The organism is uncultured Agrobacterium sp. (genome assembly GCF_913777885.1).
Classification (GTDB): Bacteria; Pseudomonadota; Alphaproteobacteria; order Rhizobiales; family Rhizobiaceae; genus Agrobacterium.
The window spans coordinates 1-13,395 of the sequence record NZ_CAJYTV010000021.1 but is presented as its reverse complement, the minus strand read 5'-3'; the positions used below and the strand labels follow the sequence as shown (position 1 = coordinate 13,395).

Annotated in this window: 10 protein-coding genes and 3 pseudogenes; 8 read left to right on the top strand and 5 right to left on the bottom strand. The window is 58.8% G+C overall.

Features of this window, described 5'->3' with window-relative positions; all coding sequences use genetic code 11:
• Window positions 1–22: 22 nt before the first annotated feature.
• From QZ869_RS19095 to QZ869_RS19085, 3 genes and pseudogenes are all read right to left on the bottom strand, one after another.
• Window positions 23–187 (bottom strand): annotated as a pseudogene (locus QZ869_RS19095) (IS3 family transposase); the annotation flags it as partial.
• Window positions 188–306: 119 nt separating this feature from the next.
• Window positions 307–606 (bottom strand): putative quinol monooxygenase, encoded by a 300-nt coding sequence (locus QZ869_RS19090; protein WP_296021653.1) that lies wholly within the window; start codon window positions 604–606, stop codon window positions 307–309.
• A gap of 60 nt (window positions 607–666) precedes the next feature.
• The gene (locus tag QZ869_RS19085; protein ID WP_296021652.1) at window positions 667–1,683 is read right to left on the bottom strand and encodes an NADP-dependent oxidoreductase; all 1,017 of its coding nucleotides are present in this window, start codon (window positions 1,681–1,683) and stop codon (window positions 667–669) included.
• A gap of 94 nt (window positions 1,684–1,777) precedes the next feature.
• On the opposite strand from QZ869_RS19085, the gene QZ869_RS19080 reads away from it, so the two are divergent.
• The gene (locus tag QZ869_RS19080) at window positions 1,778–2,680 is read left to right on the top strand and encodes a LysR family transcriptional regulator (RefSeq protein ID WP_296021649.1); all 903 of its coding nucleotides are present in this window, start codon (window positions 1,778–1,780) and stop codon (window positions 2,678–2,680) included.
• A gap of 160 nt (window positions 2,681–2,840) precedes the next feature.
• Here the strand turns inward: QZ869_RS19080 and QZ869_RS19075 are convergent, their stop codons facing one another.
• Window positions 2,841–3,995, bottom strand: coding sequence for an ROK family transcriptional regulator (locus QZ869_RS19075; protein WP_296021647.1), 1,155 nt, complete (start codon window positions 3,993–3,995; stop codon window positions 2,841–2,843).
• A gap of 189 nt (window positions 3,996–4,184) precedes the next feature.
• On the opposite strand from QZ869_RS19075, the gene QZ869_RS19070 reads away from it, so the two are divergent.
• From QZ869_RS19070 to QZ869_RS19040, 7 genes and pseudogenes are all read left to right on the top strand, one after another.
• The gene (locus QZ869_RS19070; RefSeq protein ID WP_296021839.1) at window positions 4,185–5,492 is read left to right on the top strand and encodes an extracellular solute-binding protein; all 1,308 of its coding nucleotides are present in this window, start codon (window positions 4,185–4,187) and stop codon (window positions 5,490–5,492) included.
• Between the two features lie 59 nt (window positions 5,493–5,551).
• A complete protein-coding gene (locus QZ869_RS19065) occupies window positions 5,552–6,442 on the top strand; it encodes a carbohydrate ABC transporter permease (RefSeq protein ID WP_296081776.1) in 891 nt (296 codons plus the stop codon).
• Window positions 6,443–6,445: 3 nt separating this feature from the next.
• Window positions 6,446–7,360, top strand: a complete 915-nt coding sequence (locus QZ869_RS19060; RefSeq protein WP_296106680.1) for an ABC transporter permease subunit — start codon at window positions 6,446–6,448, stop codon at window positions 7,358–7,360.
• A gap of 2 nt (window positions 7,361–7,362) precedes the next feature.
• Entirely contained in the window at window positions 7,363–8,469 is a 1,107-nt protein-coding gene (locus QZ869_RS19055; protein ID WP_296021640.1) for an ABC transporter ATP-binding protein, read from the top strand.
• A complete protein-coding gene (locus QZ869_RS19050; RefSeq protein WP_296021637.1) occupies window positions 8,466–9,326 on the top strand; it encodes a glycerophosphodiester phosphodiesterase family protein in 861 nt (286 codons plus the stop codon). Before QZ869_RS19055 ends, QZ869_RS19050 begins: the two co-directional genes overlap by 4 nt.
• 27 nt (window positions 9,327–9,353) lie before the next feature.
• Window positions 9,354–10,262, top strand: a complete 909-nt coding sequence (locus tag QZ869_RS19045) for an inositol monophosphatase (protein ID WP_296021635.1) — start codon at window positions 9,354–9,356, stop codon at window positions 10,260–10,262.
• Between the two features lie 162 nt (window positions 10,263–10,424).
• Window positions 10,425–12,107, top strand: a pseudogene (locus QZ869_RS19040) (Na/Pi cotransporter family protein).
• 49 nt (window positions 12,108–12,156) lie between these two features.
• Here QZ869_RS19040 and QZ869_RS19035 read toward each other — a convergent pair.
• Window positions 12,157–13,218 (bottom strand): annotated as a pseudogene (locus QZ869_RS19035) (RHE_PE00001 family protein); the annotation flags it as partial.
• Window positions 13,219–13,395 lie beyond the last annotated feature (177 nt).

The following is a 13,395-nucleotide window of genomic DNA, read 5'->3' as shown; positions in this document are numbered from 1 at the left end:
CCTGGGGGGTGGAGGCATCATAGATCCCTTCGCGGCGGCAGATCGCGGCAATACTGTCTTCACCGCGCAGACCTTCCAGCACAATGCGAATTTTCTCCTTCGACGAATGCAGCTTGTTCGTCGCGCGGCGAATATCCTTGATCGTCTTCTCGGCCGACGATGTCTGCGGCCCGGTTTTCTGTCTCATCTTCGCTTCCTTTGAATGAGCTACGATGAGCCGAAAATCCTCTCTTCTCAATTAAACCAGTTCTGTCTCATAGGCGTTGATGGCGGACAGGCCGCGACCGCTGAGGCTCCATGCGAGCCTCAATCCAACAAGCCCCTTTCATTCGAAGCATCGAACTTCCTCACATCGCCCCGCATGCGTCCCTGCCATCGTGCAACGAATGCTTTCGTCTGCTGTGCATCAAGATGAGCGCTCAGCGCCTCCTGATCGGTCCAGCGTTCCGCGATCAGCAGCCTGCCCGTACCGGGATCGTCTAGTGCGGCATCATAGGAGATGTTTCCAGGCCGCCGTCTTGTCACAATCGCAAGATCCTTTAGTTCGTTAAGAAATTGCGCAGCGTCGGATGGATCGACGTGCATGTATCCCGTTACGATCAGCATGATGATTACCTTCCTGTTGGGCCCTCAGCAGTTTGGCTGCGCTCTAGTGGCCTGATGTCATTAAACCGCCCTGAGGACGATCTTGCCTTGAATGCTGCCTTGCGAAGCCCGCTGATGGGCAGCAGATGCTTCCGCCATCGGAAACGTTCTGTCGATAACGATGCGAATTATGCCGTCGTCAAGCAGTCGACCGATTTCAGCCAGCTGCTCGCCGTTTGAGCGAACCTGGATGGATGAGACGGTAATCCCACGCCTGGCAGCCTCCTCGTGGCCGGAAAAGCCCAACGGATTGACAAGGAAGAGAGCCCCACCCGGCTTGATGACGCTCAAGAAGCGTTCAATGTTTGGCCCCCCAACGGCATCCATCACCAGATCGAAATCCTGTCCGGCTGCATCGACGGACGTCCTGGTGTAGTCGATGAACTGGCTGGCGCCGAGTTCGTGCAGAAGTACCTCGTGCTTGCCGGAGGCGACCGCGGTGACGTCAGCACCCTTCCATTTCGCAACCTGAACTGCCAGATGGCCGACGCCCCCTCCCGCGCCATTGATCAGGACACGTTTGCCCTCAAGCGGAATTGGGGCATGCGGAAAGGACTGAAAGGGGTTGGGTGCATCATGGCCTAGCTCCACGAGAAACTGCCAGACTGTCAGAGCCGACATCGGCGCGCCGGCCGCGTGGAGGTGGTCTATTCCCGACGGCTTCTTCGCCAGTTCCGATGAAGGCACGCTGACGTATTCGGCGTAAGCACCACTCCCTTTCATCAGGTCCTCGGGGAAGCGGACCATGGCGTAGACTTCATCCCCAACACTGAATTCCGTGACCTGCTTGCCCGTTGCCGCGACGACACCTGAGACGTCGGTGCCAAGGATCAGCGGAAAGGTAGCGTTGGGTCGCCATTCGGGAGGCAAGGCTCGATAACCGTCACGCAAATAAAGATCCGGTGGATCGAGGCTCGCCGCATGGACACGAACCAGCAGTTCCTCACTCGCTGGCACCGGCTGAGGAGCATCCTCATACACCAAAACGTCGGGTCCACCGAATTCGTGCAGTCGGACTGCTTGCATCATCTGGGTCATTGTAACCTCATCTCTCTGCAATTCTGTTGTCTCTCAGAAAATAAGATGTCGTTTCGGCATTGATAATCGCGCTGCAATTCACTTTAATAATTCCATGACGGAACAAATCGCCTTGGACAGATTGACCGGCCTCATCGCTTTCGCGAAAGCGGGATCTTTGGGAAGCTACACGGCCGCGGCCCGATCGCTATCCATTTCCCCGTCGGCCGTCAGCAAGAGCGTTCAGCGATTTGAACAACGCCTCGGGGTCTCGCTTTTCACCCGCACGACACGCTCGTTGACGCTGACCACTGAGGGGCGAGAACTGCATGAGCGGGCGCTTCGCCTTCTGCGCGACGCAGAAGAAATCGAGCAGGTGGCCAAGGCCGCCCGCGCCGCCCCCTCCGGCAACTTGAAAATTGCGGCGTCGCTTCCCATCGGTCTGCATGTCATCGTTCCAATAGTTGCGGAGTTCAGGAAGCGGTACCCAACCGTTACGATTGACTTGCGTCTCAGCGATCAGATGATCGACCTGATCGCTGAGGGCGTTGATCTGGCTATCCGCATCGGAGAACTTGACGACTCGCGCCTCCTATCACGGCGTCTGTCGCCCCATCGCCTTTGCTGCTACGCATCGCCAGAATATTTGGCTAAACATGGTATCCCGAGACATCCTGACGAATTGGCGGAGCATGAGACGGTCAATTTGCGGTACAAAAGCACGGGCCAGCTTTTTCGATGGCCGTTCCGTATTAGGGAACGTGAGGTCGAAATCGTCCCGTCATCGGGCATTGTTGTCGATGCAAGCGAAGGTGTCATGACCGCAGTCGCGGCTGGCGCGGGAATCGGAATGGCTACAAGTTTTGCCGCGACCGCCTGGGTCAAGCGCGCGCAGTTGACGCCGATCCTGTCCGAGTTTGCCGTCGCGAGGCACAATATCACTGCGGTTTGGCCGCAAAGCCGCCGCACCAATCCTGCAGTTCGCGCTTTTATTGAAATGCTGACGAAGGCGGCTTAGGGCGCGCACCAATACGGGGCAGAGAGCGGAATTGCATCTGTAGACCAACTTTTCTTTCAGGCGGCAAGCGGACCTGCCTTGCTCTTGCGGTTGTGCCGGCGGAACATTCGGGCGGGTCGGACGCATGATCTTAGACCTCACTGCTCGAACAATGTGTGCACTAAAAAAACGACAGCATAAACGGAGTCGCAGCTGCACCCATGGCTGCCGCGTCCGGCAGAATTTCAGAGACAATGAGCTTTGGGCTGGCGCGCCATACGCCGTAACGCGGCTTGCCGAACAATCGGGTCCGCTCGATCATAAGGTCCGCGAGCGATGTTGGGATCTGCCCTCCGAAGACGATTGCCTTGGGATCATAAACGGCCCAGATCGCATTGATCAGCCGATTGTATGCCGGAGTGATCTCGTTGAGCCACTCCTCCACACCGGGCCATCGGGGATCGAAATGGCGACGGAGATAGGTTATGGACGGAACCTCCACACCACGTGACTTCAACTTTTCCATGACGAGCTGCAAAGCGGGTCGTCGAGTCACTTCTTCATCGTCGAACATCTGGGAGAATTCACCCGCATTGCCGTTGCCTCCGTGCAGGAGTTCGCCGTTGCAAATCAGACCACCGCCAAAGCCGTAGTTGAAGCTGAGATAAGCGAAATCCTTGATATAGCGACCGACCCCGAACATGGCCTCGGCGACTGTGCCGGTCTTGCCTCCGTTCAGAGCCCATACCGGCTTCCGGAAATAGCTGGTGACGAGTGGTCCGAGTTCGATCAGCGACCATTCGTGAAGGGGAAGCGATGCATTGAAACTCGTGCCGCTGACGTGGAAACCGGCGATCCCCAGCCCAACGCCGAAGAAACGTTCATCATCGAGCTGAAGGATTTTTTGCTGTTCGTTTACCCATGCGCGAACCCGTTCAAGTGCCTGGGCGACCGTCTTTTCCGCCAATTGAACGTTTGTCTCGGCGAGGAGACCGCCTGAAAAGTCCATCAGGCAGACGTCGATGACGTCGGCGTTGACGGACATCCCGCATGTCCAGGCATATCGGCTGTTCAAGGTCAGCATTGGACTTGGCTGGCCTTTGCCAAGGCCGGGCTTCGGCTCGCCCAAGTGCACAAGACCCCGATCTGCAAGTTGATCCAGTAGGCGATGGACCGTCTGTTGAGCAAGTTCGCTCATGCCCGGCAGCTCTGTGCGTGACACGCGAGGATTACGCCAGATAACGCGCAGGATCGTTCGCTCGTTTGGCGTCGCAACGATGTCGTCGGTCGGTCGAAAGAAATGCGGCGCGATCAGTCGATCTGGCGAATACGCCATTTCACTCTCCCAGACTACCAAGGGGGAGTACAGTTCCCCGGCCAAGAATTTCTCACCAGACCAATATCGTTGAATTTTCCGACATTCAACCACTTGCATTCCGTCATATTGTTGTTACCCTACCTGAGTAACTAAGGCATCGCACAATCGACCGAGGAGGGCTCGGCGATGTCTGAAACGGAGGTCTCTATGAAACTGTCATCGCTTGCTGCCGCCGCAGCGCTTTTTGGCGCGTCCGCAACTGCAAACGCGGCCAACATCGAATTCTGGTATGGCAATACGGGTCCGGTCGAGACCGCGATCCGGGCGCAATGCGATGCGTTCAATGCGTCGCAGACGGCGCACAAGGTCAACTGCGTGGGGCAGGGCAATTATGAAGTCCTGATGCAAAAGGCCATTGCCGCCTATCGCGCCAAGAATGCGCCTGTCCTTCTGCAGGTGCTCGACGCGGGAACGCTCGACATGATGCTGTCCGACGCGGTCGTACCCGTTCAGGAAGAACTCCCTGAGGTCAAATGGAACGACTACATCTCTGCCGCCCGCTCCTATTATGAAACGTCGAAGGGCAAGCTCTTCGCGCAGCCCTACAATGCGTCGACCCTTCTCTTCTATACGAACAAGACCGAGTTGGAGAAAGCCGGCATCACCAAGACCCCGGAAACATGGGAAGAGGTGGTAGACGCAGCCCGAAAGCTGAAGGCCGCGGGCAGCACGTGCCCATTCGTCACTAATGCGGAGCCTTGGATCGTCTTCGAACAGTTCGCAGCACGCCATGGCCAGCCGATAGCCACCAAGCACAATGGTTATGACGGTCTTGATGCGGAATACGACTTCAACAAGGGACTGATCGCGAAACATCTCACAAACCTCGTCGACTGGCGCAAGGAAGGTCTCGTCCGCCTGAACGGCGACACGAAGGGCGGCAATCTTGTTGCGTCGTTCTCGTCCGGCGAATGCGCAATGATCGAGGCCTCGTCTGGATCCTATACGACATTCACCAAGGCGTTCGAAGGCAAGTACGAACTCAGCGTGTCCCTGACGCCGATGTACAGGGGCGAAACTCGTCACAACACCCTGGTGGGCGGCGCCTCGATCTATATCATGAAGGGCCACAGCAAGGAGGAAATCGACGGTGCCAAGGCGTTTCTGAACTTTGTCCGCACGCCAGAACAGCAGATGAGTTTCTCGGCGGCGACCGGTTATGTGCCCGTCACGAACGACGTGCTCGATGCGATCGGCAAAAGCCCGGATGCGAAGTCGACGAAATACGCCACCGCTTCCATCGGTATCGACTCGATGAGTGCTCCGGCGACGCCGGACACCCGCGGGATCCGCCTCGGGTCGTACATCCAGTTCCGTCAGATCTGGACTGAGGAGACACAGAAGGCCTTTGCGGGCCAGCAGACCATGCAGGTTGCCCTCGACAACTCTAAAAAGCGCGGCGACGAACTCCTGCGGCGCTTCCAGCAAACCTACAAGGGCGTCACACTTCCCTGATCAGCTAATCTGGCATGGGGCGTCTACGCCTCATGCCATCCCATTGTTCGGGGTGTACGATGTTTCTTGAATCCACCATGTTCCGGCATCGCTGGCTACCTGTCATCCTGATAGCGCCGCTGCTGCTGCTCGTCCTTCTCTTCTTCTATGCGCCGATCGTCCAGGCGTTCTACTGGTCGTTTTATCTTGAGCGCCCCTTTGGCGGCGGCTCGGAATTCGTCGGCTGGGACAACTTCTCCCGCGTTTTGTCTGATCCGGAGTTCTGGAAAGCAAGCTGGCGCACTCTGATCTTCATGGTCACCGCTTCGTCGCTTGCCGTGCTCGTGCCGCTGATCCTGGCCATTGCCGCCGATCGGGGCATCCGCATGTCGCTCCCGGCCCGTAACATACTCGTCTGGCCGAAGGGTATTGCCGGCGCGTCGATTGGCCTAGTGTTTGCCTTCATCTTCAATCCGCTCGTCGGCGTCATGGCGCCGCTCAACGAACTGTTTCCGGGCCTCTGGAATCCGGCATTCGACAGCTTCGACGCCTATGTCACGTTGATCGCGGCGCATGTCTGGGGCAACATCCCGTTCAACTTCGTGATCCTGCTGGCGGGTCTTCGCGCTGTTCCTCATACCGTCATTCAGGCGGCTGCCATGGATGGTGCTGGACCGTGGCGCCGGATCTTCGACGTGCAGCTGCCGCTGATCATGCCGCAATTCTTCCTGACGCTGGTGCTGGAATTCACCGAAAGTGTCACATCCGCCTTTGCCCTAATCGACACAATTACCAAGGGTGGGCCTGGCGGCGCCACGACGCTCCTCGTCTACAAGATCTATCTCGACGGTTTTGCCAGCTACGACCTGTCGGGCGCCTCCACCCAGACCGTTATCCTGATGGTCTTCTTCGTCTGCGTCGCCGCGTTGCAGTTCCTGCTGCTCGGCCGCCGCATCAATTACGAGCGCTAAGCCATGGTCGAGAACGCACGCACCATCAATATCGTCGCGAGCCTGATCCTCATCATCGGCACCGCCTACATCCTGATCCCACTTTACCTGACTTTGACCACTGCTTCACATTCGTACGAATTCATGCTGCAAAATGGGCTCGTCTGGTCGATCGGCGATCAGTTCCTCGTCAACATCAGGCGGATCTTCACGGAAACGTCTATCCCGCTCCAGATGCTCAACAGCCTCGCTGTTGCGGTCGGGACGGCGACCGGAATGTGCGCCCTGTCCTTCCTGTCAGCCTATGCGATCGTCTACTTCAACGTTCGATGGGCAGGCGTCGCCTTTGCCCTGATCCTCGCGACCGTCATCCTGCCGCTCGACATGCGCTTCGTGACCACCTACCAGGTCGCATCCAACGTTTTTTCCCCGCTGAACGCGCTTCTCGATGCAACCGGGTTGAATGACCTGATCGCGAAGATCTTCGGCGCCCCCTTTCACGGCGAATGGAGCTTCCTCGACACGCGAATGGGTCTGATCGCGCCACTTCTGGCCCATGGCATGGGCACCTTCCTGTTCCGACAGTTCTTCCTGACGCTCCCGAAGGACCTGTTCAAAGCCGCCCGGATGGATGGTGCGGGGCCAGTCCGCTTCCTGTTCGATATCCTGCTCCCGCTATCGCGCACGAGCTTCGCTTCGCTCTTCGTCCTGATGTTCCTGAGCGGCTGGACGAGTTACCTCTGGCCGCTCGTCGCCTCCTCCAAGGCTGACACGCAGACTGCGGTCGTCGGTCTGTCGCGTCTCATCGTCGAAGATAGCGCCGTGCCGGACTATCCGCTGATCATGGCAGGCGCCATCCTCGTATCCATCGTTCCTCTAACGATGATCGCTCTTCTGCAGCGGTATCTCGTCCAGGGCCTCATCCTTTCGGAGAAATGACAATGAACGCCATCGATCCGGCGATCCATATCGCGGCGGCAAATATCAAGCTTCAGAACGTGAGCAAGACCTACGGCAAGCTCAACATCATTCCAAACCTGGACGTAGAGTTCAGGGCTGGCGAGTTTACCGTTGTTCTAGGTCCCTCCGGCTGCGGCAAGTCCACACTGATGCAGATGATTGCCGGACTGGAACGTGTCAGCGGCGGCAAGATCGTCATCGGCGATCGCGAAGTCCAGGATCTTGAGCCGAAGGAACGCGGCTGCGCCATGGTGTTCCAGAACTATGCGCTCTATCCACATATGACCGTGTTCGACAATATCGCCTATAGCCTCAAAATAGCGGGCTTTACCAAGGCCGAACGACAGGCAAGGGTGGAGGTCGTCGCAAAGATGCTCGGGCTCACCGACTACCTGGCCCGCAAGCCAGGTCAGCTTTCCGGTGGTCAACGCCAGCGTGTTGCAATCGGTCGCGCCATCGTCCGCGAGCCCGCCGTGTTGCTGTTCGACGAACCACTCTCGAACCTCGACGCCCAGTTGCGTCATGATACTCGTGTTGAACTTGCCGAACTCCACAAACGGATCGGGGCAACGACCGTGTTCGTCACGCATGACCAAGTGGAGGCCATGACGCTCGCGGACAGGATTCTCATCCTCAACAAGGGTGAAGTCGAACAATACGGAACGCCAAAGGAAATCTATCATCAGCCGGCCTCCGTTTTTGTGGCCAGGTTCATCGGCTCTCCGCCAATGAATATCCTGTCCGTATCCGGCGATGGCACGACGCTGCGGTTGGCTGACGGTCAGGCCGTGGTGAAATCCCAACTGACCGGCGACTTTCATCTCGGGGTCCGTCCCGAGGATATCATCGTGGGCAATTCCGGCATGCAATCCGGCATCAGGGCCCAGGTCCGTTATAGGGAAGATCTCGGCTCTCACTCCATCATCGCAGCGGATCTTGCGGGTGAAACGCTGCGTACCGCCACGCCTTTCGGCGCGGACGCACCTGACTTCAACGTCTTGGCATTCTCATTCCCCTCCGACCGCCTGCACCTCTTCGACACGAAGACCGGCAGGGCCATCCCCGGCGCCCTCAAGGAAAAGACATGAATTATTTCGACTATATGGCCGATCCGCATCGTCAATGCGCGATTGTCGCTCATCGTGGCATCTGGACCAACGCACCCGAAAACAGCCTCCTCTCCATTCGCCGTGCCATCGAGGCTGGATACGATGTCGTGGAGATCGACGTTCGTCGGACCGCTGATGGCCAGTTTGTGCTGCTGCATGACGATACGCTGGAGCGCACGGCCGGTATAAACAACCAGCCAGAGCGGATGACACTGGCCGAACTGACATCGCTTCCGTTGCGAGACCGCGACGGCGGTCCCGGTAACGCTTTCACGGACGAGACTTTGCCAAGCCTGCGAGACGTGTTTGAGCTCACGCGAGACAGGATTTTCATCCACCTCGATATCAAGGATCGACATGTCATTCCGGAGGTTCTGGCTTTTGCGAGACAGATGGGCGTCGAGAAACAGGTTGATTTCTGGGCCGACCTGAAGAGCGAGGACGATCTCGACTGGATCCGCGCCAATATTACCTCGCATGACGTCCCATTCATCGCGCGCACGCACCTTGAGCATGAGGATTGGCGAAATCAGGTGAAGCTTGCTTTGGAGCTGAAACCTTTGATCTGCGAAGCGTCGTTTCGGGATCTGTCTCAGGTCGAGGCGATCCAGGATCGCTTCCATGAGGCCGGCATTACGCTCTGGGTGAATACGCTCGATTCCGTTGCCTCGCCAGGTTTCACAGACAGCGCCGCACTTGAAGATCCCGACGCTATTTGGGGTCGCCTGCTCAAGGCAGGCTTCTCCGCGATCCAGACGGACGAGATGGAGGCGCTGCGCTCCTACCTCAAGACGATAAACCCTGGAGCGGCTACGAAAGCAAGAGGCAGGATCTAGGCAGCCGCGAGCAGGCAAGGAGAGCTGATGTCCATGCACTTCGATCTTCGTGAACTCGCCGACAAGGTTCGGCAGGCCGCATGGCAGGAGATCCTGCCGCGGTTTCAGGCCGTCCGCGACCTCGACGTTCGTGCGAAGGCCGATGCGACCGATCTGGTTACCGCAGCAGACGAAGAGGCCGAGCGCTTCCTGAAACGCGAGTTCGAACGGATCATGCCGGGTGTGCTGTTCGTCGGCGAGGAAAGTGCATCGCAGGAACCCGGTCTTCTCGAGCGTCTGGACCACGCCGAGGGTGCAATCGTGGTCGATCCGCTCGACGGCACGGCCAACTTCGTGGCCGGCATGCCGCTGTTTGGGGTCATGGCAGCGGTGGTTCGGCAGGGCAAAGCTGTCGCAGGTGTCATCTACGACCCCATGAGCGACGACTGGATCATGGCCGAGCAGGGAGGAGGCGCGTTTCTCATCCGGCCTGACGGAACGGAACGGCGGCTAGCGGTGTCACAGCCAGCACCACTGCCCGACATGGTCGGATACGTCTCAACCGATTTCCTGCCACCAGAGATCAAACCCGGGATTCTTGCGCGGCTCGCCAAGGTAAGGGCGTTTTCCAGTCACCGTTGCGCGGCTCACATGTACCGTGCGTTTGCCAGCGGCCACGGGGATTTCGTGATGCTGGACCGCCTAACGCCTTGGGATCATCTTGCGGGAACGCTGATCGCCGCCGAGGCTGGAGCCTATGTGGCTTGCGTCGACGGTTTGCCCTACGACGCGTCAAAACGCTCCGGAGCGTTGCTGACAGCAAGCGATCCTGACAGCTGGCAAATGCTGGCACGCGAGGTCTTCGCTCATGATGAATGGATGGCTGGAAACACGCAGCAATCTGCCGCCACTGCTCGGCCATCGCATGGCCGGTTTGAACATCGCAATAGCAGCTGAAGAGCTGCTGTCTGCCGGCTGGCGCAGTAGAGCCAGCATCTCCTCCCAGAGAGGCTGTCGCCCGTCCCTGGCGGACCTGTTGTGGGGCGGGCGACGGTTCTAAGGGAAACGCGCGGTCTGAGGTTCAGATCTGTCCACCAACCAGCAGGAGCGAGTGGCGAGATGACGTCAACGATCGTCATGATCAATCTGTTCGGAGCGGTTGCTTTGCTGCTGTTCGGACTGGCGCAGGTGAAGGAGGGCGTTTCACGGGCGTTTGGGGCGAAGCTCAGAACCGGGCTGGCGACGGGTACCCGTAGCAGTCTTCGCTCGTTTCTGTCCGGACTGATCGCCACGATTGCACTGCAGAGTTCGACAGCGACCGCACTCATGACCGCATCCTTTGTCGAGCGTGAACTGATCAAGCCGCGCATGGCGCAGATCGTGCTTCTCGGCGCCAATGTCGGCACAGCCGTCACTGCCTGGATCGTCGCGACCGGCATCGAATGGCTGTCGCCGCTCGTCATCCTTCTCGGGATCGTGCTTTACCGCAGTGGATCGACCGCCCGCCAAGGCGGAGGTACCGCGTTGATCGGCATTGGCCTGATGTTGCTGTCGCTGCATCTCCTGAGCAGTGCGACCGAGCCGATGCGACAATCACCGGCGCTTGCCGCCTTCATCGGGCTCTTGGATAACGCCTGGCCGGTCGCGCTTGCCTTCTCCGCCGGCATCGCCTTCATCTCCTCTTCCAGCCTGGCGGCCGTCGTGCTGATCCTGTCGCTTGCATCGACCGGCATTCTCTCAACCGGGCTCATCATAGTTCTCGTGCTCGGCGCCAATCTGGGCGGCGCCATTCCGCCACTCGTCGCCTGACTTTCCGGTCCGACATCGGCCAGGCGCGTGACGCTCGCCAATCTGATCGTGCGTGCGATCGGCTGCGCCGTCGCCCTCCCGCTCGCAGGTTATGGTGCCGACATCTTGGCAATGCTGCCGCTGTCGCCGGCCAAGCTGCCCGTCGACGCCCATCTCGGCTTCAACCTCATACTCGCGGCACTCGCCTGGCCGTTCTCGCAATTACTCTCTCGCTGGATGCTCCATCTGATCCCCCAGGATGCACAGCCCGACAATGCGCCGCGATACCTTGATTTGAGCGAGCTTTCGACACCGGTTGTGGCACTTGCCAGCGCCACCCGTGAGACCCTTGGCATCGGCGATCTTGTCGAGCGCATGCTGATGCGGGTATCGGATTCCTTTGAGGCAAATGATCCGTCGAAACTCAAGGACGTTCCCTCTCTGGAGAAGCGGATCGACAGCCTGCAGCAAGAGGTGAAGATCTATCTTTCAAAACTGGGACGGCAGGGACTGACCGCGGAGGACAGTGCTCGTTCGCTTGTCGTTCTCGACCATGCCATCAACCTCGAACATATCGGCGACATCATCGAAAAGGGACTGTTACCGCCACTGACCAAGAAGGCCTCCCTTGGCCTGAAGTTCTCCGAAGACGGCTTTCAGGAGCTGAAAACACTTTTCCAGCTGACACTCGACAACCTGCGCATCGCCCAGACGATTTTCGTAACTCGCGACTTTGCCCTCGCAAGACAGATGATGGACGTCAAGGTCGCCGTCCGCCGTATGGAGAAACGTTCCTCCATGCGTCATCTAGAGCGCCTGCGCGACGGGCGCGTGGACAGCCTGCAGACAAGCGCGCTCCATCTCGACATGCTGCGCGATCTGAAACGCATCAACGCCCATATCGTCTCCGTCGCTCACCCAATCATGCAGGAAAGCGGCCTTTACGCCGCTCATACGAGCGCGGTGTGCGCGTTCGAGATCGTGAAGGCATATCTGCGCGATACACTTCTTTAAGATGGTTCAGGTCATAGCCATCCCAGTGATGGCTCGCCATCGATCTATATCAGATTATTCCCCACGCCCGAAACCGCCCCCTCCCGGTCATCTCTCTGAGACCGAGCTCGCCGACAATCCGCCGCGCCGCTTGCGGCGTCACATCAAGCGTCCTGGCCACCATCCCGGCCGAAACCAACGGCTTCGCCATCACCAGCTCGACCAACTCCGGCAATTTCGAAGACGCCCGGCGCCCTTCCAGCTTTCGGTCCATCATCGTCTTCGCCAGCGTCAGCCGGTCATGCTCTTTCATGCCAATCTCGGCGGCCGCCAAAAATCCGTGGGCGATGGCGAGAAGCCGGGTTTCCTGGTCGCGATGACGCCGCCGATCGACGGGTATGGTTTTCAGGCCGAGATTGATTGCGGCGAGATGGGCACCTGACGTGATGCCGGCCTGGCGGAGGATGGAGGCGGCCAGTAGTCGGCCGAGCCAGGGCGCGTGCTGCAGCACCGAAAGCTCGTTCCACGCATCGAGGGCGACGATCGCCTGCAGCACCGCCGGCAAGTTTTCGGCCTGGCGCAACACGCCACGCCATTCATAGAGCCGGGCATCCTCGTCCCAGTCGAGATCATAGACCAGCGGATCGGCCGGAGCCCGGTCGGGCTTTTTGGCTCGTTCGATCGCAGCGCCAGAGCGCGCGAGCAGCGCATCGATAGCAGCGTAGTCGACGCCGGGGAGATCTTGGGCGTCGGTGTCATCCCCCTCCCCTTCCGCGTCGATCGCGATCGCCGGCCGAATAATTCCGGTCGTCGTAACCTCGTCCGCGTCGCCCGCCCCGATCTCCGAGGTTTTCCGCAGCGAGCGGATGCCGTCGCCAGAAAACGCCCAATCCGGGGATTGGCCGGCGATCCGCCGACGGGTGCGCAAAACATCGCGGGCGATTGTCAGCTCATGCGTGGGTGTGCGAATATCGCGGGTGTGATCGTGGAGGACGAGGTCTTCGAGATGGACCAGTTCGCCATCGATCCATAGCGAGGCGCAGGCGTCGGTGAACTGGGATCGTTCGATCCATCCCTGACCGACTCGCGAGCGGGCGATGCGCTCGTCGAGACGCGTCAGAGCGACACCGGCTGTGGCTTTTACTTTGAGGTTTCAAACTGGAAATCGTCATTAGGCTGTTGGAGTTAGGCGTTATTGGTAGGAACGATTATCGCTAACGATTTCGATGAGGCCAGATGTGCCAAATCCATTTCAATATTGCCGATCGACACCTGCCCGTGAATCTACTGAAGCCGATTGGGCGGCTGC

Coding starts and splice junctions, on each gene's coding strand:
- QZ869_RS19090 (WP_296021653.1), bottom strand. CDS start 606: ATGCTGATCGTAACGGGATACATGCACGTCGATCCATCCGACGCTGCG.
- QZ869_RS19085 (WP_296021652.1), bottom strand. CDS start 1,683: ATGACCCAGATGATGCAAGCAGTCCGACTGCACGAATTCGGTGGACCC.
- QZ869_RS19080 (WP_296021649.1), top strand. CDS start 1,778: ATGACGGAACAAATCGCCTTGGACAGATTGACCGGCCTCATCGCTTTC.
- QZ869_RS19075 (WP_296021647.1), bottom strand. CDS start 3,995: ATGGCGTATTCGCCAGATCGACTGATCGCGCCGCATTTCTTTCGACCG.
- QZ869_RS19070 (WP_296021839.1), top strand. CDS start 4,185: ATGAAACTGTCATCGCTTGCTGCCGCCGCAGCGCTTTTTGGCGCGTCC.
- QZ869_RS19065 (WP_296081776.1), top strand. CDS start 5,552: ATGTTTCTTGAATCCACCATGTTCCGGCATCGCTGGCTACCTGTCATC.
- QZ869_RS19060 (WP_296106680.1), top strand. CDS start 6,446: ATGGTCGAGAACGCACGCACCATCAATATCGTCGCGAGCCTGATCCTC.
- QZ869_RS19055 (WP_296021640.1), top strand. CDS start 7,363: ATGAACGCCATCGATCCGGCGATCCATATCGCGGCGGCAAATATCAAG.
- QZ869_RS19050 (WP_296021637.1), top strand. CDS start 8,466: ATGAATTATTTCGACTATATGGCCGATCCGCATCGTCAATGCGCGATT.
- QZ869_RS19045 (WP_296021635.1), top strand. CDS start 9,354: ATGTCCATGCACTTCGATCTTCGTGAACTCGCCGACAAGGTTCGGCAG.